Source organism: Aedoeadaptatus coxii (assembly GCF_001553115.1).
Lineage (GTDB): Bacteria > Bacillota > Clostridia > Tissierellales > Peptoniphilaceae > Aedoeadaptatus > Aedoeadaptatus coxii.
In genome coordinates this window covers 145,696-172,499 of the sequence record NZ_KQ960172.1, presented here as the reverse complement: position 1 = coordinate 172,499, position 26,804 = coordinate 145,696, and the positions used below count along the sequence as shown (strand labels likewise).

The following is a 26,804-nucleotide window of genomic DNA, read 5'->3' as shown; positions in this document are numbered from 1 at the left end:
CGCCGCCCTGCGGCGTTTTTTTGATGGGAGGTTCCCTTGGAAGCGATCTTTAAAAAAATCATTCATAAAGATTCCAACATCCTTCTCGCCCTTTCCGGCGGTCCGGATTCCATGTATTTGCTTCATCGCCTCGTGGAATACCGCAGAAAGGTTCCTTTTCTACTGGAAGCCGCTCACTTGCATCACGGTTTGCGAAAAGAAGCCGACGAAGACCTCGCCTTTGTCCGCGCCATATGCAAACAATGGAATGTAACTTTGTACGAAAAGCAGGTGCAGGTGGCGGATTACGCGAAAGAGCATAAAATGGGCGTGGAAGAAGCCGGACGCTTATTGCGCTATAGATTTTTCAGAGAGTGCAAGAGGGAAGGGGGTGTCATCGCCCTTGCTCACCACTTGGACGATCAGGTGGAGACCATGTTGCTGCGTTTGATTCGCGGCACGGGCATCGAGGGAATCGGCGGCATGACCGTAAGGGAAGGAGATTTATTTCGCCCTCTTCTTCACATGCGGAAGGCGGATATTATAAACTATCTCCGCGAACACGAGATTCCCTATGTTTTGGATCACACCAATGACGAGGGGATTTATACGCGCAATAAAGTGCGCCTCGACATTGTGCCGGCGGCGGAATCGATTAATCCGAATTTTTCGGCGGTTATGGAAAGCTTTCGCTCCATGGCAGTGGAGGATGAAGATTACTTACATTCCACAGCTCTTCGTTTTTACGAAGAAAATAAAGAGGTTCGCGACGGGCAGGTTCTGTTAACGAGGGATGTTTTCGACTTGCCCCCGAGCATTTGGAGCCGCGTGTTGCGTTTGGCCATTGAAGAAGTGCGCGGGGATCTTAAAAATATACGTTATGACCATATTCGCTCCCTGGAAATGTTGAAATCGGCGGAAACGGGGAAGGGCGTCGACCTTCCCGGCTGCCGCATCGCCAATTCTTACGGCACCCTTATGATTTCAAAAGAACGGAAGGATACATCCTTTGCCGATGAGGTATTTCTCGAAAACGGCAGGGCGGAATTTAACGGCCACCGTTTTGAAATAGAAGGCGAAGGGGAAGAGAGCATCGGGGTAAAAAATCCCGACGCCCTATGTATTCGAACCCGTCGCCCGGGTGATAAAATAAAGTTAAAAGTAGGAAGTAAGAAGTTAAAGGATCTCTTCATCGACGAAAAAATACAGCGGTCGAAGCGCGATCGCTGGCCCATCGTCGAGGAAGACGGGGAAATAATTTGGGTCGTAGGCCTTAGAAAAAGTGCGAGACAGGAGGAAAAAGAATGGAAAAGACTCACGTGGATTCCATCGCCCAAGATGTAGGCGAGGTATTAATTTCAAAAGAAGAAATTCAAGCGGCGGTAGAACGTATCGGAAAACAGGTTACGGAAGATTTTAAAGGAGAACATCTTATCGTCATCGGTATCCTGAAAGGTGCCTTCGCCTTTATGGCAGATTTAATTCAGGCCATCGATCTGCCTATGGAAATCGACTTTATGGACGTATCCAGCTACGGCACATCCACCACTTCCAGCGGCGAAGTGCGCATCTTAAAAGATCTTTCCATAACCGTTGAAGGAAAATCCGTGTTGATCGTTGAAGACATCGTCGATACGGGGCTGACCCTCAGCTACTTGACGAAAGTCATGGAAAGCCGCGGCGTCAAAAAAGTGGCCATCGCCACCCTTCTTACGAAACCTTCTCGGAGAGAACGGGCCGTCGATGTGGATTACATCGGCTACGAAGTGGAGGATAAATTTGTCGTCGGCTACGGCATCGACTATGCGGAAGAGTACCGCAATCTTCCCTTTGTAGGCGTGTTAAAACCGGAGATTTATGAAAAATAGTGTAGAACTTCCGTTTATGGTATACTAAAAATTACCATGTAAAGGAGGGTTATCATATTGAATAGAAAATGGAGCGGCGTGGCATTTTACCTCGCACTTCTCGCCATGTTGATCTTCGGGATTTACTTATTTAAACCCAATCAACGAGGCGTGGAAGAAATCAGCTACACGACGCTCGTTAATATAATAGATGAACATAAAGTGAAGTCCATCGACTTAAAGGGAACGGAAGCGGTGATCACAAAAAACGATCAGGACATTGTGCGCACCAGTATCCCTCCTATGGTCTGGGATTCTTTCTATAAAAACCATTTGCAACAACCGGTAGAAGATGGCGACATCACCTTCTCCGCCACACCTGCAACGGAAAACACCACGACGATTACGAGCTTCTTGCCCACCTTCATCGTCATGCTCTTTATGGGCTATCTCTTCTTCAGCTTCATGCGCACCCAGCAAGGCGCCGGGGGCCGGATGATGAGTTTCGGCAAAAGTAAAGCCCGTATGATGGAAGAAGAAGACGGTAAAAAAATCACTTTCGACGATGTGGCAGGTTTAAAAGAAGAAAAAGAAGAACTCGGCGAAATCGTCGACTTCTTAAAAAATCCGGCGAAATTCGTATCCATGGGCGCGCGGATTCCAAAAGGCGTGTTGCTCGTCGGCCCTCCGGGAACGGGTAAAACTTATCTTTCAAAATCCGTGGCCGGCGAGGCGAAAGTGCCCTTTTATATTATGAGCGGCTCCGATTTCGTGGAAATGTACGTCGGCGTCGGGGCAAGTCGCGTACGGGATTTGTTCGAGACGGCGAAAAATAACGCACCCTGCATTATTTTTATCGACGAAATCGATGCAGTCGGTCGCAGACGGGGCGCAGGCTTAGGCGGCGGCCACGACGAGCGGGAACAGACCCTTAATCAATTGCTCGTGGAGATGGACGGCTTCGGCACCAACGAAGGCGTTATCGTTATGGCGGCCACCAACCGTGCGGACATTTTAGACCCGGCGCTTCTTCGCCCGGGCAGATTTGATCGCCAAATTTTCGTCGGCCTTCCCGATGTTCGTGCCCGCGAACAAATTTTACAACTTCACGGCAAGAAAAAACCCTTGGCAGACGATGTGGATATGAAGGTCGTCGCCAAGCGAACGGCAGGCTTTACGCCGGCGGATCTGGAAAACCTTATGAATGAATCGGCTCTTTTAGCCGCCAGGGAAAATCTGAAAAAGATTTCTATGGACATCGTCAACGAGGCGAGCATTAAAGTGGTCGCCGGCCCCGAAAAGAAGAGCTCCGTTATGAAAGAAAAAGAGCGAAAACTTACGGCGGTTCACGAAGCGGGACACGCTGTGGTTTCCCGGCTTCTTCCGGATCACGATCCCGTCCACATGATTACCATCATTCCCAGAGGACGTGCCGGCGGCTTTACCGCCTATTTGCCGGAAGACGATATTATGCACTACACCACAAAATCGGAAATGCTCAATCAATTGGTTAGCCTTTTAGGCGGCCGCGTGGCGGAATCTCTCGTCCTCGGCGATATTTCCACAGGCGCCAGCAACGATATTGAACGGGCGACGAAGATGGCCAGGGAAATGGTCACCACCTACGGCATGAGCGACGACATCGGAACGCTCACTTACGGTAGCGACTCCGATTCCGTCTTTATCGGCAGAGACATGGGCCACACGAAAAACTATTCCGAAGAAGTGGCAGCCGAAATCGACCGCGCCATGCAAAAATTCGTACACGACGCTTACAATAAAGCCCACGATCTTTTAAAAGAGAACTTGGACATTCTCCTAAGAGTTTCCGATGCTTTGTTGGATAAGGAAACCATTAGCGGCAAAGAATTTGAAGCTATTTTTAACGGCGAGACTGTAGAAAAAGATGATTACAGCAGCGGCGTGCGTTTGGAAAAAGAAGATCTTTCCAAAGAAGTAGCGGAAGAGTTGGATAAAAAAGACGATAACTAAACGATAGAAATCCCAAGGGCGGAAACCTTTGGGATTTTTAAGTGCAACGATTTTAGGGCAAACTGAATCATTCGCCTTCTGTCGACCGTTAGATGAGCATCAAAAAACCATTGAGGATTTTCCCCAATGGTTTTTCTTATGGTTCTCTTTATTGTTTAAGGGAGCGATAGACGTCGAAGAGTTCGGTAGCTTTTAATCGCTCGCCGTCGCCGATGGCGACAATATGGTCTTGTGCCATAATCTTTCGAATCAAATCGCTAAAGCCGCGAAGATCGTCGACGGTAGTGGCCATGGCTTCCGCCTTTCGCGTTTCCAGATCTTCTGCCGTCGTTCCGTTTAAGAAGCGTTTAAAGTCTAAAATGCCGTAGGCGGAAGGCGCCAAGTGGGGATCGAAGACGTTCATAACGCCGATGATCATATCCGTAAGATCGCGATCGCTCATGGAGAGGCTTTCTAAGAAATCGCCCATATGATCGTAAACGTCCACGGTTTTTTCCACTTGAGGATCCCGGTAGGAATAAGTCGCCACGTCGCCAAAGCGCGTTATGCGAATGCCCGCGCCGTAGGCGCCGCCTTTGGCGCGAATTTCTTTGTGGAGGAATAAATTGCTCAACACATTGGCGAGGACGACGAGCTTGCCGTCATAGGCATAGCCCGTTTCCTTCAGATTGCCGCCTTTAGAAACATAATTTACCATGGAATTCAGCGTAAAGGCTTCGTTGACATCCTTCGGCTCGAAGGAAATGACAGCATCGTCGTAGGAATCTTTTTTGAAGTGGAGCAGATGATCGGCGAGGGCGGCTTCCGCCATGAGAATATCCTCCTCATCGGCAATGAGATTGGCCGTCAAGCGGGAAGCGGTAAAGATTTTTTTCGCCACTTTTTCCAATTTGTCGGCGACAGATTTATAATCTCCTTTTTCGATGAGATCGCAGACGAAGAAATAAAAGTCCAAGCCATTTAAAGCGTCGTTCACATAAGCGGCCTCGCTGTAGCGAACGCGGACGCGATTGGAAACGATGGAGTGTCCCGATTGCAGGAAGGACGCCGCCATATCCGCCTTCATCGTTTCCAAAATAGTTTTAATGCGCGCTTCGTTGTGGAGCTTGCTCTTGGAAAGCATTTCTTCCAAGACGGCGTAGCCACGCGCCTGTTGACGGGGAAGGGCGCCGGTGGAAATAAAGAAGTAGGGCACGTAGCCGTCGTCCATTTGCTCTACCGGCGTATCGAAAGTAAAGCCGCCGCCGGAGAGGAATGTTTCCGTTTCAAGTTCCGCTTCCGAGTAATGCTCCGTGGCGATTTTACCCAATACATCGGAAAGAATGGAAGCGTAGGCCAACTCGTCCAGGTTCAAATGCTTCATGTTAAATGCCCAATTGGTATAAAGAATGCCGTTGGTATTTAAGGGATTGGTGGTCACGATAATGTCCGAAAGGGTCGTCACTTTTCTCGGAATCGAGGTAATCTTTTTCGAAAGATCGGAAAGTTCCAGCTTGGGAATGGTAGCCTTGGCTTCTTCTGAATCGGGAGCTTCCTGATAGGCCTTTAAGTCTTGAGACAGAGCCATAATCTCTTCCCGTTCCGAAGCGGAGAGAGACGCATAAGCTGCTCGTTGCTTTTCTCTGCGTTTTTCCTCGATCCGCTTTTCCTTCCCGATTTCGGGGTCGATGCGCATGGCGACGCGATGGGGAACGTCGAGGAAGTATTCCTTTACCGCTTTTTGGAAAAAGTCCGTGCCGATTTTTTCCCGTAGGGCATCCAGTTTAGGGGAAAGCTCCATGCCATCTAAAGGATTTTGCCCGTAGAGCCAAGTATTTAACGCGCCGATGTATTGAATTAAATCGGCGTGGGCGCCGCCGCCGCGACGGACGGTAAATTCAAACTTTTCGAGAGTCGCCTGTAAAACATCTTCGTCGATGCCTTTATTGGCCACATCTTCCAATGTTTCCATGACGATGCGCTTAAACTCGTCGTAACGCTCCGTTTTTGCGTGGTAACAGTAAATCGTAAAGTCCAAGGTGTTGGAAGTGGAAAGTTCCGAATACACGTCTTCGCCGATGGCCGCATCGCGAAGTCTTTTTTTAATGAGCCCGTTTTCGCTTTCCACGAGAAGTTCCTGGAAGAAACTTCGAAGAAGTAAATCCTCAGGTGTTGGATCGGTTTTCGAGAAAAAGGAAAGGGCGAAATAAGATTTGCCGTCGGGATCTTCATCTTCCGAAAGATCATAAGTGCCGCTAAATTCCTTGGGGCTGTCATACATACTGTGGCCGACGATGTCCGATTGGGGATCGACGGCGTCGAAGGCGGAGAGATAGGCCTCGTCTAAATAAGCCAAGCGCTCCTCGAAATCCATGTCGCCTGCGAGAAAAATGTAACTGTTGGACGGGTGATAATACCGTTTGTGGAAATTTAAAAAATTCTCGAAGGTAAGGTCGGGTATGTTGTCGGGATTGCCGCCGGAATCGTGGGAGTAGGTTCCGGAGGGGTGGAGTTTTTCACGCACCATATCCGAGACGCGATTGGCGGGATCGGAATAGACGCCCTTCATTTCGTTAAAGACCACGCCGTTTGCAATGAGTCGATCCTCTTCGATTTCGGGATGCCAACCTTCCTGATAAAAGATTTTTTTATTTTCACGCATTTCAGGATAGAATACCGCGTCTAAATAAACGTCCATAAGCTGGCGAAAATCTTTGTCGTTTCGGGAGCTAATGGGGTAGAGCGTCTTGTCGGGATAGGTCATGGCGTTTAAAAAAGTTTGCACACTGCTCGCCACCATGTCCATAAAAGGTTCCTTGGTTTTGTATTTCCTCGAGCCCGAAAGCGTGGAGTGCTCCACAATATGGGCGACGCCCGTCGAATCTTCCGGCGGCGTTTTAAAACCGATGGCAAAGGTCTTGTTGTGATTTTTGTTGTCCAGCAGCAAAAGCTCGGCGCCGGTTTTAATGTGTTTTAAAAAAGAAACGTCCCCGTGAAGTTCAGGAATGTTTCTCTTGTCGATTAATTTATAAGATTTATTCATAGTTCACTCCTATTCTTCCATCATTATACCCGAAGAAAATAACGAATATCAAAAGAAGCGCAAAGATTGGTGCAGATTCGCCGATAGACGGGGGCGAGTTGTGCTATAATTTTTAAGAATGAATGGAGGACAGATGGATGAAATTAATGTCTGATTTGCGAAAAAACGGACCGATCCGCGTGGCCGTCGTCGGCTGCGGCTTAATGGGAACGGGCTTGGTTGCGCAATTAAATACATTGGAAGGAATGGACGTTACCTTGTGGTCGTCCAGAACAGAAGAGGCCTTACTTCAGGCGGCAAAAAAAGTGGGCTTACCGCAAAAAGCCCTTCACATCAGCGGCACGGAAAAAGAAGTGGCGGAAGATATTAAACACTACGGCATGGCATTGACTACAGACAACAGCATGACATGGCTTTCAGATGACGTCGACGTCATCGTGGATTGCACGGGCAATACGGAAGCCGGCGCCGTCATTAACGAAGAGGGGCTGAACCACGGCAAACACATCGTCAGCTTCAATGTGGAATGCGACGTACTCCTCGGCCCCTATTTTATGAAAAAGGCGGAAGAAAAAGGGCTGTGCTACACGGGTACGGCAGGGGACGAACCGGGCGCCATTATGGAGCTCTATAATTTTGCAACTTTCTTAGGCTTCGACGTCGTCGCCGCCGGCAAGGGAAAAAACAACCCCATGGACGTAGAGGCGACCCCGGAAACATTGAGAGAAAAGGCGGAGAAAAAAGGATTGAGCCCCCGCATGCTCACATCCTTTGTCGATGCCACCAATACCATGATCGAGTTAAACGCCGTCGCCAACGCCACCGGTCTTTTGCCCGACATTACCGGCTGCCACGGCATCCAATCCGCCATCGGCGACTTGGCGGATAAGTTTCGCTTAAAAGAAGAAGGGGGCTTTTTCAAAAACAAAGGGGTTTTGGATTACGTCATGGGCATCGCCCCCGGCGTGTTCGTCGTCGTGGAAACCGACGATCCCGTCATAAGCGAAGAAATGCCCTATCTTTCCATGGGCGACGGGCCGCGATATGTTTTTTACAGACCCTATCACTTGACCAATATCGAAGCGCCCCTTACCTTGGCGAAAGCCGTTTTATACGGGGAAGCCACCATCGCCCCTGAAAAGGGCTACATCGCCCACACCGTCGCCGTAGCGAAAAAAGATTTGGAACCGGGAGATGACCTTTCGGGCATCGGCAGCGACACGGCCTACGGCTCCTTAATGGACGCCCGCGAAGTCTATCAAAACAACTACGTGCCCATCGGCCTCATTACCGGCGATGTAAAAGTGAAGCAAAAAATAAAAAAAGGCGACTTTATTCGCTTTGAAGATGTGGAATTCGATGACGAAAGTAAACTATTTAAAATGTTTGTCAAGGAGCACAACAAATTTTATTCTTTACCATTGAGTATTAACGTGCTATAATGTGAACCTAAAGAAGGAGGATTTGCGCTGTGAAATTAACTCAAGAAATTGATTACGCATTTCGCATTATTGCACATTTAGCAGCTCACGAAGGTGAAGTTGTAGGTGCGCCGAAAATTGCAGAAGCCATGACGGTACCCGAACGATTCACTTTACGGATTTTGCGGAAACTCAATCTTGGCGGTTTAACGCTGTCCAAGCGAGGCGCAAAGGGAGGCTATATTCTCAATAGACCTGCCGAATCCATTTCCCTCTACGATATAATCCTGGCCATCGACGGGCCCATCGAACTTTCCCGTTGTCTACACGCCAACGATCCATATTGCAACCGATTTAACGGCCACGGGATCGAAGGATGTAAATTCCACAGAAGCATTTACGGTGTGCAACGAAATATCATCGAAGAATTACAAAGCTTAAAAATTACAAACTTTATCGATTAGGAAGCCGAAGATTGATCGTCCCTGTTTTACAGAGAGATGCAGCAGCTGAGAAGCATCGACATACGATGAGTCGCATCACCTTCCGAGATACCGTAAGGCGTTCGCCGCGTTAAGGCTTCGAGTGATAGAATCCTATAAGTAGGGTGGTACCGCGTTTAAAAGCGTCCCTTCGTCTAACGACGATTGGGGCGCTTTTTGATTTAGAAAAGGAGAAGAAAATGACAGAGTTTAAGACATTATCTCAAGACCTGGTCGACGAGCGTGAGCAACGTGTCGTCAAGTATTGGCAAGACATCGATCTTTTGAAACGAAGTGTCGAAACCCGCGAAGGCCAAGAAGACTTCGTGTTCTACGAAGGCCCTCCGACAGCCAACGGCAAGCCGGGCATTCACCACGTCATGGCCCGTACATTAAAAGATATGACCTGCCGTTACAAAACCATGCAGGGTTATCGCGTCAACCGTAAGGCAGGCTGGGATACCCACGGACTTCCCGTGGAAATCGAAGTGGAAAAGAAATTAGGTCTCCACAATAAACAAGACATCGAAAAATACGGCATCGAAAAATTCAACCAAAAATGCCGGGAATCCGTGTTCGAATACGAAGGCCTTTGGCGCAAAATGACGTCGCGCATGGGTTACCTCATCGACTTGGACGATCCCTACATCACCCTGAACAATTCCTACATCGAATCGGTTTGGTACATCCTCAACAAAATGTTTGAAGACGGCCTGATCTATGAAGGCCATAAGATCTTACCTTACTGCCCACGCTGCGGCACAGGCCTTGCATCCCACGAAGTAGCCCAAGGCTATCAAGAAGACAAGACGCCGACCATTACTATGAAATTCAAATGCACCGACGAAGATGCCTACTACCTCGCATGGACCACAACCCCTTGGACCGTGCCCTCCAACGTGGCCCTCGCCGTGCATCCCGATGTAGATTACGTAAAAGTAAAATACGAAGACGGCAATGTCTACTATCTCGCCGATAATTTAAAAGACGCCGTATTAAAAGGGGAATACGAAGTACTTGAAACGGTGAAAGGCGCAGAACTCGCCGGCCGCCGTTACGAACAATTATTAGACCAAGTAAAAGTGGAAGAAGGAGACGCCTTCGTCGTGGTCACGGCAGATTACGTCACCACAGAAGACGGTACGGGTATCGTCCACACCGCTCCCGCCTTCGGGGAAGACGACTATCAAACCGGTCGCCGCAACAACTTGGCATTCTTAAAACCCGTAGACGACGACGGAAACTTTACCGAAACCCAATGGAAGGGCAAATTCGTTCACAATGTCAACGAAGAAATCATCGACTACCTGAAGAGCCAAGATAAAGTGTTCTCGAAAGAAACCATCGTCCACAATTACCCCCACTGCTGGCGCTGCAAGACGCCGCTTATCTACTACGCACACCCCTCCTGGTACATTGAAGTTACCAAGATGAAAGAAAAACTCATCGAAAACAACAATGGCGTAGACTGGTATCCGGATTTCGTCGGCGAAAAGCGTTTCGGCAACTGGCTGGAAAACCTAAACGACTGGGCCATCTCCCGCTCCAGATACTGGGGTACACCCTTCCCCATTTGGCGCTGTGAAGACTGCGGCAAGACCACTTCCGTAGGAAGCATCAAAGAACTCGTGGAACGTGCGGAAGAAGATATCGACGAATCCATCGACCTTCACCGCCCCTATGTCGACGACGTTCACATTAAATGCGAATGCGGCGGCACCATGACCCGCGTCACCGACGTTATTGACTGCTGGTTCGATTCCGGCTCCATGCCCTTCGCCCAATGGCACTATCCCTTTGAACACAAAGACGATTTCGACAAACTCTTCCCGGCCGCCTTCATCAACGAAGGTATCGACCAAACTCGCGGCTGGTTCTACTCCCTTCTCGCCATCTCCACTTATATGACGGGCAAGGCACCTTATAAGAGCGTCCTCGTCAACGATTTGATCCTCGATAAAGAGGGCAAGAAAATGAGTAAGTCCCGGGGCAACACCGTGTCGCCGGAAGAACTCTTTAAAAAATACGGCGCCGATGCGGTGAGATGGTACCTGATGTACGTTTCGCCCCCATGGACGCCGACAAAATTCGACGAAGACGGCTTGCGTGAAGTGAACGGAAAATTCTTCCGCACCTTGCGCAACATCCACAACTTCTTCACACTTTACGCCAACATTAACGGCGTCGATCCGAGAGAAGCGGGAGAAGTGGAATATGACGAAATCGATCGCTGGATCCTTTCCAAGTACAACAGCCTCTTAAAATCCGTCGTAGAAAACATGGAAATCCACGAAATTACAAAAGTCGTTCGCGACATTCAAGATTTCGTTTCCGAAGATTTCTCCAACTGGTATATCCGCAGAAACCGTCGCCGTTTCTGGAGCGAAGAAGATACCCCATCTCGTAAAGCCGTCTTTAAGACAACCTACGACGTCTTGCTCGGCCTATGTAAAATGATCGCCCCCATGGCGCCCTTCATCGCCGAAGAATTTTACGAAACCCTCGTCGGCGGCGAAAGTATCCACTTGGAAACTTACCCCGTGGCGGACGAATCCTTTATCGACGAAAAACTCGAAGAAAAAATGCGCATCGTCCGTACCCTCGTAACCTTAGGGCGTGCAGGCCGTGAAAATGCCAAGATCAAAGTGCGTCAACCCCTTCAAGAAGTTCTCGTCGACGCCGATCTCAAACCCATCATCGGCGATTTAACGGAATTGATCCAAGAAGAATTAAACGTGAAAGAAGTTTACTTCTGCGACGATTTGACGGAATACATGACCTACAGCTTGAAGCCGAACTTTAAAGAAGTAGGCCAAAAATTCGGTCCGAAGATTAAAGACTTCAAAAAGATCTTGGGCGAAAGCAATGCCAAAGAACTTTACGATCAATTGAAATCCAACGAAAGCGTCACCATGACCTTAAACGGCGAAGAAACAGAAGTCGTCGTCGACGACGTTCTCGTCGATATCGACGCCAAAGAAGGCTTCGACGTCAGCATGGAAGACAATCTCTTCGTCATCCTCGATACGGAACTTACCGACGAACTTTTGGCAGAAGGTTATGTGCGCGAATTTATCTCGAAAGTACAAAATCAACGGAAAGCCAACGATTATGAAGTTACCGATCACATCGCCATCGCCTACGATGCCGAAGGCACAGTGAAAGACGTGCTGGAAGCGGCAAAAGCTGAAATTTGCGACGAAACCTTGGCCGAATCCATGACCTTGGAAGCACTCGACGGCGACGATCAAGATCTAAACGGCGAAACCGTACGTTTCCAATTAAAAAAACTCTAAGATGAAACTCTATATTCTGCGCCACGGAGAAACGGAGTGGAACAGAGAAGATCGCGTCCAGGGGCGAATGGATTCGCCGCTGACGAAAAAAGGGCTGGAAGACATTGCCATGATGGCACACAGACTTTCCCATATTCCCATCGACATCTGTTACACTTCCGATCTTCCCAGGGCAAAGAAAACGGCAGAGGGCTTGATTAATAACCGAAAGATTCCGATAATAGAAGAAGAAGCACTGAGAGAGTTGCCCCTCGGCTCGTGGGAGGGAAAACTTTTTAAAGATATCCAAAACGATCCGAACAGCGTAGTGTATTTTCAAACGCCGGATCAGTTCCACCTTCCGGGCCTTGAAAACTTTCACGATCTCTACAAAGGTATGGGAGAGTTCATCCAAAGATTGGAGAGCGAACCGAAAGAGCATATCCTGATCGTCGCCCACGGCGTCAGCATTCGCGCCCTTTTAAATGTCCTGGAAGGGGTGCCCGTCGCCCGATTTTGGCACAGACCCATTGCAAAGAGCATGGGCCTTACCATAGCGAGCTGCGAAAAGGGAAAGTGGCAAGTGCTTCAACGAGCGGATCAAAAGGACGGACTATCTTATTGAGGTATTCTTATGAAAAAATTATCATTGGCCAATACGCCGACGCGAATCGAAGAGATCCAATTAATGGATGCCGATTTACCGGCCCATCTGTATATTAAACGGGACGATATGACCGGCGTCGGATTTACCGGAAATAAAATTCGCAAGCTGGAATATCTGTTCCAAAAAGCACTGGAAGAAGGCGTTACCGACGTCATTACACGAGGCGCCGTGCAGAGCAACCACGCCCGCGCCACGGCCATGGCGGCGGCGCGACTGGGAATCAACTGCCATTTAGTCTTACAAGGGCATCGAGATTCAAAAAGCGAAGCCAATCTATTCTTAGATCAATTGGCTGGCGCCCATGTGCACATTATCGGCAAAGAAGACGACGATCCCGACGAGTTCATGGAAAAAGTGAAACGAGAAATCGAAGAAAAAGGCGGCAACGTCATGATCATTCCCATGGGCGGGAGCAACGGCCTGGGAAGCTTAGGCTATCTCGATTGCTTCAACGAAATCCTCGATCAGGAAAAAGAAATGGGTATTACCTTCGACACCGTCGTCTGCGTGGCGGGATCGGCCGGTATGTTGGCGGGCCTCGTCTACGGCAACGCACTGGCGGGAGGCGAAAAAGACATCGTCGGCATTTCCGTACTGGATACGAAAGAAAACATTACGGAAAAAACACTGCCGCCCATTATCGACGAAATGAACGAGTTGACGGGCCATCACGTGGCGAATTATAGCGTGACGATTTTAGACGATTACGTCGGCCTCGGCTACGCCAAAAGTCGTCCGGAAGAAATGGAATTTATTTGGGACTTCGTATCTCAAACCGGCATCATCTTAGATCCCGTCTATACGGGCAAAGCCATGTACGGTCTCTTTTCCGAACTGATGAACAACCATTGGAGCGAAAAAGAAAATATCCTCTTTATACACTCCGGCGGCGCTTTCGGTTGGACGAGAGAACAAATGGAAATGCTGCTTAGAAAATAAAATAAAAAACACGAGGGAGCACGGAAAACCGCGCTCCCTTTTGTGTTACATAAATAAAAGATAACAGAGAAAGAATTTATTTATTACAGTCTATGCCTTAACGCTAATAAAATGTTCAACGGTGAATGCTGAAAGATTGAATCAGGTTCTATAACCAAAAGAGCTAATCGGTTTGAGGTGAGAAGTTTTGCAGACGCAAAGAGAGTTTGATTTTTGCCCAAATGAAGAACGTGACCTACGGTTGAATGCCATAGATGGGGGAAATACCGCAAGGCATTTTCTTCTGCTACAAAGTGAGTTTTATAAACCCCATCTCGGCAACCTTTTCCCCATATATTTGGAAAAAGCCGAGAGTGGGGGAGAATACTGCAACTCTTTCACAAATCACAGAAACATTTTAGAAAAAGAGAAACATGAAAACCTCGCAATGAAAATTAAATCGGTCTATGATATAATCAAAACATAAAAACGTTTCCCTTCAGGAAATGTCACGATAGGAGGAATTATTCAGATGAAAGTTTATAATACCAATCTAGTGCGTAACTTGGCTTTAGTCGGTCACAGCGGATCGGGTAAAACCAATCTTACCGAAGCCATGCTTTATCAATCCGGCGCGACCAAACAAATCGGCCACGTCGATCAAAAAAATACCATGTCCGACTTCACAAAAGAAGAAAAGGATCGTGGAACATCTATCGGCACCAGCATCATTCCTATCGAATGGCGTAAAATGAAACTCAACATTATCGACACGCCGGGATATATGGATTTTATCAGCGAATCCATCGGCGCCCTTCGCGCGGCGGAAGCAGCCCTTATGATCATCGACGCCACAGCAGGCGTGCAAGTGGGCTCCGAACGCATGTGGAAATATACGGAAGAAATCGGCTTGCCCCGTATTATTTTCGTCAACAAAATCGACGGCGAAAACGTGAACTTCCGCAACCTTATGGAACAAATCGAAACCCTCTTCGGTAAAAAAGTTATTCCCTTCTCCGTACCCATCGGCGAAGGCGAACACTTTGTCGGCGTAACCGACGTTATCTTCCAAAAAGGGTTTAAATACTCCGAAGCCGCTCCCGCAGAAGTGGAACTGAGCCACGATCAAATTAAAGCCACCGAGCGTATGTATGAAGAAATCGCCGAAGTCGTCGCCGAAAGCGATGAAGTCCTCATGGAAAAATACTTCAACGGCGAAAAATTCACCCGTGAAGAACTCCTTCGCGGCGTGACGGCGGCTCTTTTAGAAGGCGACGCCGTGCCCTTACTCGTCGGCAGTGCGGAAAAAGGCATAGGCATCGATATTTTGCTTAACACCATCGTCAACTACATGCCCGCTCCGGACGACGAACGCGCCCACACGGGATTCCGCTACGAATCCGGGGAAGAGCGCAGCATCTCCAGCGACGAACCCTTCTCCGCCGTCGTATTCAAAACCATTACCGATCCCTACGTCGGCAAAATCTCCGTTTACAAAGTATTAAGCGGCACCATGACGAAAGAAACCGGCCTCTTTAACGCCTCTCAGGAAAAAGACGAAAAGAACACCGGTCCCTTCATCATTCGCGGAAAAGATCAATTCCCTGTAGAAGCCATTCACGCCGGCGACATCGGCGCCATCGGCAAACTCACCGCCACCAAAACCGGCGACACCCTTTGCGATAAAGCACACCCCGTGGTTTACAAACGGGTTAAAATGCCCCAACCGGTATACTTCTACGCCATCGAAGCGGCATCGAAAAACGACGAAGAAAAACTCACCACCTCTCTTCGCAAATTACAAGACGAAGATCCGGGCATCGTCATCGATCGCAATCCCGAAACCAAGCAAATGACCATCGGCGGCCAAGGTAACGTTCACTTAGATGTCATTCTGGACAAATTGAAAAACACCTTCGGCGTCGAAGTCAAGAAAGTGCCTTTCATCATTCCTTACAGAGAAACCATTCGCGGTACGGCCTCCGTACAAGGCAAACACAAAAAACAATCCGGTGGCGCCGGCCAATACGGCGACGTTTGGATTCGCTTCGAACCGACGGAAGAAGACTTCGTATTCGACGAAGAAGTCTTTGGCGGCAGCGTACCGAAAAATTACTTCCCGGCAGTGGAAAAAGGCTTGGAAGAATCTATGGAAAAAGGCGTCCTCGCAGGCTACCCCGTGCGCGGCGTAAAAGCCGTATTATACGACGGCAGCTACCACGACGTCGACTCCAACGAAGTCAGCTTTAAAATGGCGGCATCCCTCGCCTTCAAAAAAGGCATTGCCGAAGCCAACCCCATTCTACTGGAACCCATTATGCGCGTGGAAGTCACCGTGCCCGACGAATACATGGGCGATGTTATGGGCGATATGAACAAGCGTCGCGGACGCATCCTCGGTATGGATCAACACGCCGGCGAACAACTCATTATGGCGGAAGCGCCTCAAGCGGAAATGTTTGAATACGCCATTGATCTTCGCGCCATGACCCAAGGCCGCGGATCTTTTACAATGGACTTTGAACGCTACGAAGAAGTGCCCGCTCACTTGGCGGAAGAAATCATCGCCGCACGAAAAGCATAAACACAAATATAAGCCCCTGAGCCGAAAGGTTCGGGGGATTTTTATGTAAAGAACCAAAAGTTAACTGAAGCCGAGGAAAAAATTAAGTATAATACAGAAAAGAGGTGAAAGAATGAAAACTAAATCGAGGGAATGGAGAGGGATGTTGGCGGCAAACATCTTCTTACAAATGGCTCTATACATAGCACTTTGGTTTTTTGGCGGCAACAGAAACGAATCCATTATTATGTTTTTCGCCATAGCCAATCAAATTACTTTTTACATCTGCTTAAAAGAACAGGGGCGGAAATATTTTAAACGAGGCAATATGAGCTTTTTAGTGCCGGCCTTTTATTTTTTGCTGGAGCCTATGCTTTATTTTTATACTCGTGATATTTACCTCGTACGCTATTTCATTCTTTATCTATTCGTTGCCTCTTACATGGAAATATTGTTGGAAGGTCGCCGCAATCTTACGTCACTTCGACTCTTTGCAGGGGCGTACTTTCTCGGCATCTTTCTACTGGAAACAGCTTATGGCTTTGATGCTCACTACCTCTACGTGGCGAGTATGATTATTCTCTGCGGATTTCCTACCGCATTCTATCTTCTCAATTTAAGAGATATTCATCGCCATACCCTCTATAGTTCAAAGATCATCCCCATGATGTCCCTATTTTTAATGGGTTATCTCGTTTTTTACCACCTAAAAGGAGGCGCCCTTCAAAGTTCGCAAATATTTGATGAAATGACCATGATGACGCCCCTTATGATTCTTTTGATTGTTCTTATGGTCAAGGGAAGTAAGCCTGAAGGAAAACAAGTGATCTCCCTCGTAAAAATTCACATCATCACCTTTCTTATCGCCTTTATCTCCATTCTTCTCGTAAAAGTGAACTTGGCAGATTATAAGGCGAGTGCAGTACAAGGGCTTCAGCTCACCTTTATCTATCTCATGATCCGATCTTACGGAACCTACCTACATCTTATAAAAAATACGTCCGAAACTTTTAGGGAAATGGGGAATGAGAGCATGCTTCTCGAAGAATACGATCAGCTTTACATCCAAAAAACCAATCGCTTTCTCCACGACGATGTTCTACAGGATATTATCCTCGCACAAAAGCTGACCCAAAGGGCGGAACCATTCGATGAAAAGGAACGAATCGAAAAAGTTTTAAAAGACAGCATTCGAACCATTCGGGAAGAGATTAATTTAAACGATCCTCTTTTAAACTACGTAGACAGTTTAAGCGACCACTATTATAGGCTGATAAACGAGTTGCGGGCAAAATACGATAACAAAGACATTCTCATCGATTTTAACTGCCCGGAAGAATTGGTATTGCCGCCGCCTTACGATCGGGCAGTCTATAAAATCATAGGGGAACTGGTAAGCAATCTCTTTAAACATTCCAGAGGATCTTATAGCACCATGGAGCTTCACACAGAAGATGGCGCTCTCCGCCTTCATATGAAAAATATGGGCGACAAATTGGAATCTGAAAACGACGGCGGGAAACACATCGGCTTAAAGCTTCTCACCATGGAAGCGCGAAAACTGGGTGGAGAATTTACAATCTCGGAACAAAAGGAAGGAGAAGAACCGGTGCTCGCATTTTACGTCGAGATCCCCATTTCAAAGGAGCGAATCTATGAAGATTTTATTAATCGAAGATCATAAAATGCTGGCCCAATGCTTGAAAGCCGATTTTGAATCTCAGGGATGTACTATCCACATCGCCGATTCCGTAAAAAAGGCGGAAGCCGAGTTAAAAAATAATGATTACGATCTCATTCTAATGGACATTAATCTTTCCGGTTACGGTAAAGGAGAAAACGGTTTGGATGTCAGCGAAAAGTTTATTAAGATCTACGGAGCGAAGATTCTCATCTTGACCGGCTACGATCGGGGATATTACCGGGAGCGAGCAGAGAGCATAGGATGCTACGGCTTTATTTCCAAAGAAGAAACCACGGAAAAGCTTATGAAGATCATGAAAGCCGTTGTAGAGGAAGATAAAAAATACTTTTTCCGTAGTCAGAAAACATGGGAAGATCTTACCGCCGGCGAGCTGAAAATACTTCGTCTTTACGCCGTGGGAAAATCCCGCCGAGAAGTGGCGGAGGAATGTTTTATCTCCACCTCGAGCCTCGCCGTTATACTCAATCGGATTTACGAGAAACTAAACGTAAAGAACTATCAGGAAATGGTACAGCGCGCCCGAACCATCGGCTACATCGATAGCTTTTAAAAGAGTAAAAAGTTAACTGAATCGATCGTAGGTGAATGCTAAACTAAAGAAAAGGAGGAGCTTATGATTCAAAAACTCGACATTAAAATGACGGCTTACACTTTAGGAGTGTCCCTACTCTTCGGCTTTTTGAGAGAATACTTTCACCCGGCATTGCCCGATACCATCGGCCTTACCGTAGGCTTTATTCTGTTCCTGGCATCTATGGTGATCGCCGGCATGGAGATCAAAAAGAATCTTGGGATGTTCTACGCTTACGCCGAAAATTGGAACGGCGGCTTCTTTAACAACAGCGCCCTGATCCTCGGCGTCTCCAATTTCTTTTTTACAAGCCGATACGCCTTTTACATCACCGCCAACGTTTTAAGCGCGATCTATTTAGTGGCGCGCATCATCCTTAGAAAAAGCCTTCAAAGGGAATCGGACAATTGAATTTTTGCAGGGCACGGAGTAAAATAAACCCATGAAACAGAAAATATACCTACTTTACTTCGTCGCAAGCTTTATGGTGTTTGCGAGCCTCATAGACACCGCGCCCAATATGATGTGGCGATTGGTTTACAGCGTGCTCTTTGTCCTTTCGGGTCAAGGAGCCATCGACAAAATTCGGGAGGTGAGCCGTGAAAAAAATTCTGAAAAATAGCGGAAAAATCGCCGTCGCTTTGTCGGTCATAGGCGTGGGATCCCTGGTCGCCGTGGTGTTAAGCGGCGCCGCCTATCCGGACATGCTTTTCCAAATCCTTACGCCTATGGGGCTCCTGTGTACCTTTGCGGCATTGGCCCTTTACATAATTCAGTGGATCAGCACCATCTATAAACATTATAAAAAAGGCGAAAAATCGGCAGCAAGCCTTCTCTTTGTTTTAGGTTTATTGGTTTTAGCCTTTGCTTTTTATCGCATTTGCTTAAGATGAAAAATGACATCACGGGGTGTCGTTTTTTTTGTTTGATAGAAATGATATTCATAATTAAATAAATCGAACAAAGTGTTTAAAAATATAGCTAAAGTTCACTAATTGACTAAATCTTTCAGGGCCTTTTGTGCTATGATAGATTTGTGAAAATATATGAAGCAATACTGTATTTCTTGTCTTTAAAACTGAAGACTGACGGGACACTGTTGATTACTCAAAGGCGTGCCGAAATTGAGATAAAAAAGGAAGGAGTAAGCACAATGGACATGCGCACTTTTGCGAAGCGTTTTTTAGCGATGGCAATGGCTTTTATTATGGTCACGACATCGTTTCCATACAACGCATTCGCCGCAAGCTACGACTACGATAATTTAGGCAGGGATCAATCTGCGATTATCAATAATAAAACGCCCGTTTCTCCGGCGAAACTGAAGACAGGTCAAACGGCCAAGGAATTAATAAACAATCCGGATCAACCTAAAATTTACACCTTACGCATAGATTATAAGGTTCAAAGAGGCGAAAAGTATCAGGTTGACTACCAACCTTATATTGCAAGCGTAGGGGCAGCTGCCACGAAAGATGAACAAAAAAAGATCGATAAAACCATCGACCTTCCGGACCTTTCCGGCTACGAAAAGCCCGAGGACAATTATAAGATCACCTACGATATGGTAAAAACTGCGGCAGACGGTAAAGGCAAGACGGGCAATGAGACCAACGGAATCAGATACCAAGCTAATGAAGATTTTCGCTACAAGGCCAAGTCAAATCAAATTAAAATCAAACACGTCTTCCAAGATTTAGAAGACTTTAGCAAATACACAAATCCAGATGGAAGTGTTGGAGAAACTGGAGAACTTATTACCACTCAAGATGGAAACACCGGTTCAACTATGGAAGTCATCCCTTTAGGTGACAGTGATCCAAATCGAAAAGGCTTTGTTCCGGAAGCACCCTATATCACCATGCAAGTACCGGAAAATGCCGAGAACTTTATTTTGGAATACCGCTACAACCGCGCCCACTACGATGTCGTTTTCGACACCGCAGGCGGCACACCAATTCCGGCTCGTACACTTTACTATGGACAAGAGATGCCTAAAATTGCCGATGCAAATATCCCTACAAAAGTCGGCGGTGACTTTTTAGGCTGGAAACCATCTGTTGATTTAAAAACAAAGGATGGAAAAACATATAAGGCAAATGAAATAATTAAAGTTGGAACCGACAGCCCTATCAAAAATCTTGATGCGAAATTAATTATGCCGGCAAGTAAGGTTACTTTCACCGCCGTGTGGAAAGACAAGGAAAAGGCTGACTACGCGGTCCAATTCTGGGCAGAAAAGGCAGACCACGCAGATGGTGCTTCTCTATTAGATAAGTACGACTATATAGGCACTCGTGTCTATACAAACCAAGATACCGGTTCGAGGCCGGACTTGGATAATGAACCTGTAAAAGACATCGTCTTTACGGACTTAGACCAAGCTCGTCTAAATAAGATATGGGCTAACGCAAGATTTAATCGTGGCAAAGATCTTTATCTAAACAAATTCTATGTCTACAACCAAGCCTTAACGCATGACCAAAATAAGGACCCTGAAAATGTAAACCTAGTCAAGTCTGTTGATTCAACAGGTAAGACTGTCTACAATATCTACTACGATAGACAAGTCTACGACCTATACTTTACGAAGTCTAATGCTCAACCTGCTGCCAACACTTTCTACCCGGAAATTTGGGGATATGATGAAGATCAAGGCGAGGTAGTGAAGAAGGGCGGCCCCGGCAATCCTTACCATTACAAGGCAAGGTTTAACCAGCTAATGCTAGGCTGGCCAAACGACGCCATGCAAACTAAGGGCTTTACCCCTGGCTATCAATCTTTTGGCTGGGGACCAAACTATAATACACCAAATTGGCCAGGTTACTTAGATACACCTCCTTATAGACTTAATGCCGATGAATTTTTGGACATGCCAAACTACATTAGGTGGGGCGGCTATACGAAAAAGATAGACAAGGGTGATGGAACAAGCATAGATTTAGATAAATACGATTTTACAACTCTTTCCTTTGGTATAAATCAGGCCGAAAACTCTATGCCTCACCACATGGACTTTTGGATGGACGGCTTTAAGCCGGGTGAAACAATTATCCGCTACGACCTATACAGGTCCAAGGCAGATACCAATTCTGAATCTTATAGGCCTAAATACCCTAAGGTTCAAGGCTTTACCGGTAAGAGAGCTAATGAACCAGCGGAATTTCTTGATGAAGGTGGCGTAGATGATAAAAACGACGAGCGTGAAGAAGTAATCCCATTCCCTGCTAAGACATATACAGTGCTTGGAGATGAGCTCCCTCTAGGTAAGATGAAATTTATTAAGTTCTTCTTTAGCAATGTTGATGAATTTGGCGACGCGTTGACTGATGAAAATGGTAATCCTATAGTTTCAGCCTTCGACAAAAATGGCTACCTTAAATTTGAATACACTCGTAACAAGTATCCACTAAGGTTTAACTACGACCCGTCAATCACTAGAGATGATAGTTATTTTAATGGTACTAACTCATTAAATACTTTCTACGAATTTCCTCTAAAGGCTCTAAGCCCTGATTTAGAAGGCAACGAAGAATATAAAAAAGAAAATCCTGCCAACCTATTGGATAATCCGGAAAAGTTAAAAGAATTACACCTTAATGATTTAATTTTTACAGACCCAGCAAATGGCAAGTTAAAAGTTAAGCGTCCCGACAATCTTTCAGACCAAATGGTCTTCAAAGGCTGGGCACTAGACCCTGCCGGCACTAAGCTTATCTGGGAAAACCCAGGCGAAATCATGCCTAACCACCCAGTCAACCTATATGCTAAGTGGGGCGAACCAGATTATAAATGGAAGGTAACTTTCGACCCGAACGGTGGATCTTTAAGAAATATTAAAGAAGATAACTTAACTACAAGCCGCAAAAAGATACAAGAAGGCGATATAGGTCAAGAAGAAATAAATACCTATGCGAAAAAAGAAAAGAACGACGGCGACAAGCAAGTCTTTACCGTCATCCAAAGACAAAAACTCGTAGAGCCGAAATTTAAGCCCACGAGGAAAGGCTACGACTTTATGGGTTGGGAAGTCATTCGTTATAAGAAGGATGCCAAGACAGGCGACTACACTAACGAGCAAGACACAAGCTATAGAGACACTTATAAAGTTCCGGAACTTTACTCCTTTGGTAATGACGTAGTAGCACCAGTCTACCTAAAGGCAATTTGGGTACCAAATGCAAGAGTAGATGTAAAGGTAGAGCATTATTTCTTGGACAAGGACTTTAACAAAGATACAAGCATAAATAAAAATCCTGACGAAGATACACTAGAAGATAAACGTGCTAACTATTTAGTTGCTACAACTGGAGATAGGCAAGATGATAAATATATCTTGGCAACTCATGAAGAGCTTGAAGCTCACAAGGATACTTCAGACGTTTACAGTATTTACAAAGATTATAATGATAGAGTAATGGCTGATAACACCTTCTTCCAACAATTCAAAGTTGAACCAGAAAAGATTGATGATGGCAGTGGAAAATTAATTCCAAATCCTAAAGTAGAAAACAATGTATTTAAGTTCTTCTACAAGCCATTTAGAACTCGTGAATACAAGGTCAACTATATTGATGAACGGTTTAAGGGCAAAGAGACACAAGAAGGCGCGGTTATTATAGACCCAGAAGCCGTTTCCAACGGTAACCGTCACTTTGATGCAAGAAATTACAGACCTATCCCAGGATGGAAACTTGTAAGCGACCCACAACAACAACTATTCTTTGATGTCAATGAAGATACAAATGAGTTCTTAGGCATTAACGGAACAGGTAAAAAAGAAATTACCTTCTACTATAAAGACGTAAGAGTAATAGAAGTTCCAAAAGATGGCGTGACACCAGATGGTTATGTAAGAGTTACCTTTAAGGCAGAAAAGGGAGGATCTTTTGGTAAAGATGCTGAAGGAAATGATATTACCGAACTTAACTACGATGTCATCAAGGGGCTTAAATCCGATCTGCTTCCCGTTCCAAAGGAATTGGCAGAAGGTGAAACTGTAGATGCTAACAAGCACTACATTACACCGGAGACCGGAAAGAAATTTACGAAGTGGGACAACAAAGCCTTATTAAACAAAAACACAATTATAAACGTAAACCACACTTTCACAGCCTACTTTGAATGGTCAGGCTTAAGCGCATCTGGCCTAGTAAAAACAGAAGCCTTTAAAGATCCCAAGGGCCAATGGACAAATGACTTTGCTCCGAAGCTTGAGGACTTGAAGAAACAACTTGTTTGGAGAGAAAAAGACCAAGTAAAAGATCTTCCAAAAGGAACTGAAATAAAATTATATGACGAAGCTGGTACTGAATTAACAACAGACGCTCAAGTATATGATTTAGTCAATGAAAAGAAAGCTGCCGACAAGGATGAACTTGTTCGCACAGTAAATATCAAGGCGAAAGTCACCTTTAAAGACGGAAAAGAACCCCAAGAACTGACTATCCCGATCACGGTTTACAAAAACGTTTATGAAGCCCTTAACAAGGCTGGCGATAAACCACTCTTCTTAAAAGAAGCTGAAGGCAAAAAAGCTGAAGAAGGCGGATTAAGCGATGTAACCGGCAACTATGTCAAGGTCACGGTACAGCCGACTGAAAAAAATACAAACAAAGATGCCAAGGTATATTATGTTAATCCGAATGCTTGGGTTACTATTCCTGAAGTCGCATGGTCACAAGACGACAAGGATAAAAACGACTTCTTAAAGTGGACAGCGGATCAAAAAAATCAAAACGAAAATAAAAAAGAAAACGGAATCTTCGACTTCACTAAACGTCATAAGTTTACTGAAGAAGAAACACTTATCAAACCCCTATTCACTGATGATGTAGTGGAACAAAAAGAAGGGGAAGACAAACCGAAGGTACCGGATAACTTTGTAAAAGTTATCGTCAAGACGACGGACAAGGCGACAGATGTATTTGAAAAAACTTTCTGGGTCAATCCGACGAAAGAAGTTACTATTCCAGTAACAGATCCTGTCGGTAAAGAAAATCAAAAGTACACTTTCGACGGACTCGGAGAAAAAGATGTAAACTACATCTTCAAAGAATGGCAAAAAGTACAAATCGGAGAAACTGATGACAACTTAACGAAAGTTGATCCGGCTGTTAAAATTGATTTAGCCAAGAACAGGTATACCGACAAAGTGACCGTCATCGAAGCGGCTTACAAAAAGTCTATTCAAGCCGGGAAAATCGAAAAGCCCTTGAAGACCACAAAGCTAGATACGCCTCAAGGCAAAGAAATAACAAACGACGATTTAATTAAACAAATTACGCCTCAAGAAGGTAAAGAAATTAAGTCAATTCAAGTGATTAACAACCCAGATCCGTCAAAACCGGGCGAACAAAAAGCCACGGTAATTGTCACTTATACAGACGGAACCATCCAAGGTACCAGCGACAACCCCGTCGTCATTCCCGTAGAAATTCATAAGAACATCATCCCCGAAGCACCGGGTGGACAAAAACCGAAAGATGCCCTCGAAAATTACGTCAAAGTCACCTTCAAAGCAGGCACAGGCGGATCCGTGAGCGGCGACTTGGTTTACTATGTAAGCCCGGAAGTGGTCGTCGATATGACCGAATCTGCAGGAAAGGTTACCAAGAAAGCATATATCGGCTATATTAACGGTGATTGGGACACGAGTGAAACCAAGAAATTAAAAGATACCTTTAAAGCCGAAACGGAATTTACCTTCAATTTCGTTAAGGATAAAGACATCGTCGAAAAAACCGATGATCCTAACCAAGTCATTCCCGAAGGCTACGTCAAAGTCACATTCAAGACAGACGGCAATGGTAAGGTAGACGGTAAAGATGAAAAGATCTACTATGTCAATCCGAATGCCGACATTAAATTAGGAAAAGAAACCGGCGATAAAATCTTGGTCGTTCCGACACCAACAGCCAATGAAAACTATGTCTTCAAAGAATGGCAAGAAGCTATCGACGAAGCAACGCCCATCACAAGTGAAAGAATTCACGTGGCCATCTTTAAGTCAGGTCAAGTCACCTTGACTTATGCTAAAGGTGGAGAAGATGTAACTGGAGATGTACCTGCACCTGTAACAGTTAATTATGGAGAAACCGTAGGTTTGGCAAACAAGGGAACCCTTGAAAAGCCGAACCATGAATTTGCCGGCTGGAAGCTCGACGACGATGAAACCATCTACCAACCAGGCGCCCAAGTGAAACTTGAAAAAGCAAGAACTGCCACCGCCCAATGGAAGCCTGTAAATCATACAGTAACATTCGATGCAAAAGGCGGAAGCAAGGTTGATAGCCAACAAGTAGAACATGGAAAGACTGCAACACAACCTAAAGAACCAAAATTAGACGGAAAAGTCTTTATGGGTTGGAAAGAAAATGCAAGTGATGAAAATTACTTTGATTTCACGACTCCGATCGAGGCAGACAAAACCCTCGTCGCCCAATGGGAAAAATCCGTTCAACCGATTGACGAAAAGGACACGGTCGATAAAGAGCACTTCATCAAAGTCACCTTTAAACAAGGCGATCACGGACAACTGGTTCCCGACAAAGATAAGCAAGATGTAAAGGCAAAAACCGTAATATATAAGGTTGCTAAAGACTTAAGCTTTGATCAAGCTGTAAAACAAGGCATGAAAGTCCCCGGAATTCAACCGAACAAATACTACAAGGCACAAGAAGCCAACACCGGTTGGGATAGCGAATTGAAGCTTGCAGGACAAAATGTAATTTTCACAGCCCAATACGCACCCGAGGCTGATCTTATTCCCATCGATCCGAAAGTAACGGATCCGGAAATTATCAAAAATGAAAAACCGGAAGGCATGGTTCTCGTTCAATTTGTAGTTGACGATGCAAAAGCCTTTATGGTGGCATCCAGCAAATTTTATGTTGCAGCTAATAAAGAAGTCACCATTACACCGCCGACAGTTTACAATCGTCCCGGACAAGATAAATTTGACGGCTGGCAAAAGGTAAATCTCGATGACAAGGGACTTTTGAAAGGAACCTATACTGAAGACACGTCGATTCTCGCCAATGGCTTAGCTCTTACGGAAATGGAAATAGTGGTTCCTAAGGCAGGCTTTGATTTTGTCGAAGTTAAGAAAGAAAGCCTGGCACCAGGCGTAGTGGGCCATCTGGAAATTATTCGCGGCGATCAAAAATTTGTCGCTGAACCTGCTCAGGAATACACCACTCAAAGAAGAATCGGAAGACGGATCAAAAAGGATGTTAAGTTCGGATTTAAAATTCCCGCGGAAGCAGGCAAGCTACAATCCGGAGACCTAATTCGTCATTGGGCAGAAAATGACACGATGAAATCGAACATCAAAGAGATCACCATTAAGTAAGGAGAGGAT

General features: G+C 45.9%; 17 protein-coding genes. 16 read left to right on the top strand and 1 reads right to left on the bottom strand.

What is annotated here, in order from left to right; genetic code table 11:
* Positions 1 to 36: 36 nt before the first annotated feature.
* Genes tilS through ftsH form a run of 3 tightly spaced genes read left to right on the top strand, consistent with a single transcriptional unit; the run spans position 37 to position 3,818 of the window.
* Complete coding sequence (gene tilS / locus HMPREF1863_RS03495) at positions 37 to 1,323, top strand: tRNA lysidine(34) synthetase TilS (protein ID WP_068367408.1); 1,287 nt, start codon at positions 37 to 39, stop codon at positions 1,321 to 1,323.
* Positions 1,284 to 1,847, top strand: coding sequence for a hypoxanthine phosphoribosyltransferase (gene hpt, locus HMPREF1863_RS03490; protein ID WP_198142708.1), 564 nt, complete (start codon positions 1,284 to 1,286; stop codon positions 1,845 to 1,847). The genes tilS and hpt overlap by 40 nt, the downstream gene beginning before the upstream one ends.
* Before the next feature lie 57 nt (positions 1,848 to 1,904).
* Positions 1,905 to 3,818 carry an ATP-dependent zinc metalloprotease FtsH gene (ftsH, locus tag HMPREF1863_RS03485; RefSeq protein ID WP_068367406.1) on the top strand — a complete coding sequence of 638 codons (1,914 nt, stop codon included), beginning with the start codon at positions 1,905 to 1,907 and terminating at the stop codon, positions 3,816 to 3,818.
* A gap of 148 nt (positions 3,819 to 3,966) precedes the next feature.
* Here the strand turns inward: ftsH and HMPREF1863_RS03480 are convergent, their stop codons facing one another.
* Positions 3,967 to 6,840: an insulinase family protein gene (locus HMPREF1863_RS03480; protein WP_068367404.1), complete on the bottom strand. Its 2,874-nt coding sequence runs from the start codon at positions 6,838 to 6,840 to the stop codon at positions 3,967 to 3,969.
* Between the two features lie 137 nt (positions 6,841 to 6,977).
* Between HMPREF1863_RS03480 and HMPREF1863_RS03475 the strand changes: the two genes are divergently transcribed.
* The 13 genes from HMPREF1863_RS03475 (at position 6,978) to HMPREF1863_RS03415 (ending at position 26,795) form a co-directional block, all read left to right on the top strand.
* Entirely contained in the window at positions 6,978 to 8,282 is a 1,305-nt protein-coding gene (locus tag HMPREF1863_RS03475; RefSeq protein ID WP_068367402.1) for an NAD(P)H-dependent oxidoreductase, read from the top strand.
* Between the two features lie 29 nt (positions 8,283 to 8,311).
* A complete protein-coding gene (locus tag HMPREF1863_RS03470) occupies positions 8,312 to 8,725 on the top strand; it encodes an RrF2 family transcriptional regulator (RefSeq protein WP_068367400.1) in 414 nt (137 codons plus the stop codon).
* 218 nt (positions 8,726 to 8,943) lie between these two features.
* Positions 8,944 to 12,039, top strand: coding sequence for an isoleucine--tRNA ligase (gene ileS / locus HMPREF1863_RS03465; protein WP_068367398.1), 3,096 nt, complete (start codon positions 8,944 to 8,946; stop codon positions 12,037 to 12,039).
* Position 12,040: 1 nt separating this feature from the next.
* Positions 12,041 to 12,643: a histidine phosphatase family protein gene (locus HMPREF1863_RS03460; RefSeq protein WP_068367396.1), complete on the top strand. Its 603-nt coding sequence runs from the start codon at positions 12,041 to 12,043 to the stop codon at positions 12,641 to 12,643.
* Positions 12,644 to 12,652: 9 nt separating this feature from the next.
* The gene (locus HMPREF1863_RS03455; protein WP_068367394.1) at positions 12,653 to 13,624 is read left to right on the top strand and encodes a 1-aminocyclopropane-1-carboxylate deaminase/D-cysteine desulfhydrase; all 972 of its coding nucleotides are present in this window, start codon (positions 12,653 to 12,655) and stop codon (positions 13,622 to 13,624) included.
* 187 nt (positions 13,625 to 13,811) lie between these two features.
* Entirely contained in the window at positions 13,812 to 14,090 is a 279-nt protein-coding gene (locus HMPREF1863_RS03450) for a hypothetical protein (protein ID WP_068367392.1), read from the top strand.
* 45 nt (positions 14,091 to 14,135) lie between these two features.
* Positions 14,136 to 16,187: an elongation factor G gene (fusA, locus tag HMPREF1863_RS03445; RefSeq protein WP_068367390.1), complete on the top strand. Its 2,052-nt coding sequence runs from the start codon at positions 14,136 to 14,138 to the stop codon at positions 16,185 to 16,187.
* Positions 16,188 to 16,299: 112 nt separating this feature from the next.
* Entirely contained in the window at positions 16,300 to 17,850 is a 1,551-nt protein-coding gene (locus HMPREF1863_RS03440; protein ID WP_157065073.1) for a sensor histidine kinase, read from the top strand.
* The gene (locus HMPREF1863_RS03435) at positions 17,822 to 18,421 is read left to right on the top strand and encodes a response regulator transcription factor (protein ID WP_068367386.1); all 600 of its coding nucleotides are present in this window, start codon (positions 17,822 to 17,824) and stop codon (positions 18,419 to 18,421) included. The genes HMPREF1863_RS03440 and HMPREF1863_RS03435 overlap by 29 nt, the downstream gene beginning before the upstream one ends.
* Before the next feature lie 63 nt (positions 18,422 to 18,484).
* On the top strand, positions 18,485 to 18,853 hold the full coding sequence (locus HMPREF1863_RS03430; RefSeq protein ID WP_068367384.1) for a hypothetical protein: 369 nt from the start codon (positions 18,485 to 18,487) through the stop codon (positions 18,851 to 18,853).
* 31 nt (positions 18,854 to 18,884) lie between these two features.
* Positions 18,885 to 19,064, top strand: a complete 180-nt coding sequence (locus HMPREF1863_RS03425; protein ID WP_068367382.1) for a hypothetical protein — start codon at positions 18,885 to 18,887, stop codon at positions 19,062 to 19,064.
* Positions 19,042 to 19,335: a hypothetical protein gene (locus tag HMPREF1863_RS03420; protein ID WP_068367380.1), complete on the top strand. Its 294-nt coding sequence runs from the start codon at positions 19,042 to 19,044 to the stop codon at positions 19,333 to 19,335. The genes HMPREF1863_RS03425 and HMPREF1863_RS03420 overlap by 23 nt, the downstream gene beginning before the upstream one ends.
* Positions 19,336 to 19,601: 266 nt before the next feature.
* Entirely contained in the window at positions 19,602 to 26,795 is a 7,194-nt protein-coding gene (locus HMPREF1863_RS03415; protein WP_083508507.1) for an InlB B-repeat-containing protein, read from the top strand.
* Positions 26,796 to 26,804: the final 9 nt, after the last annotated feature.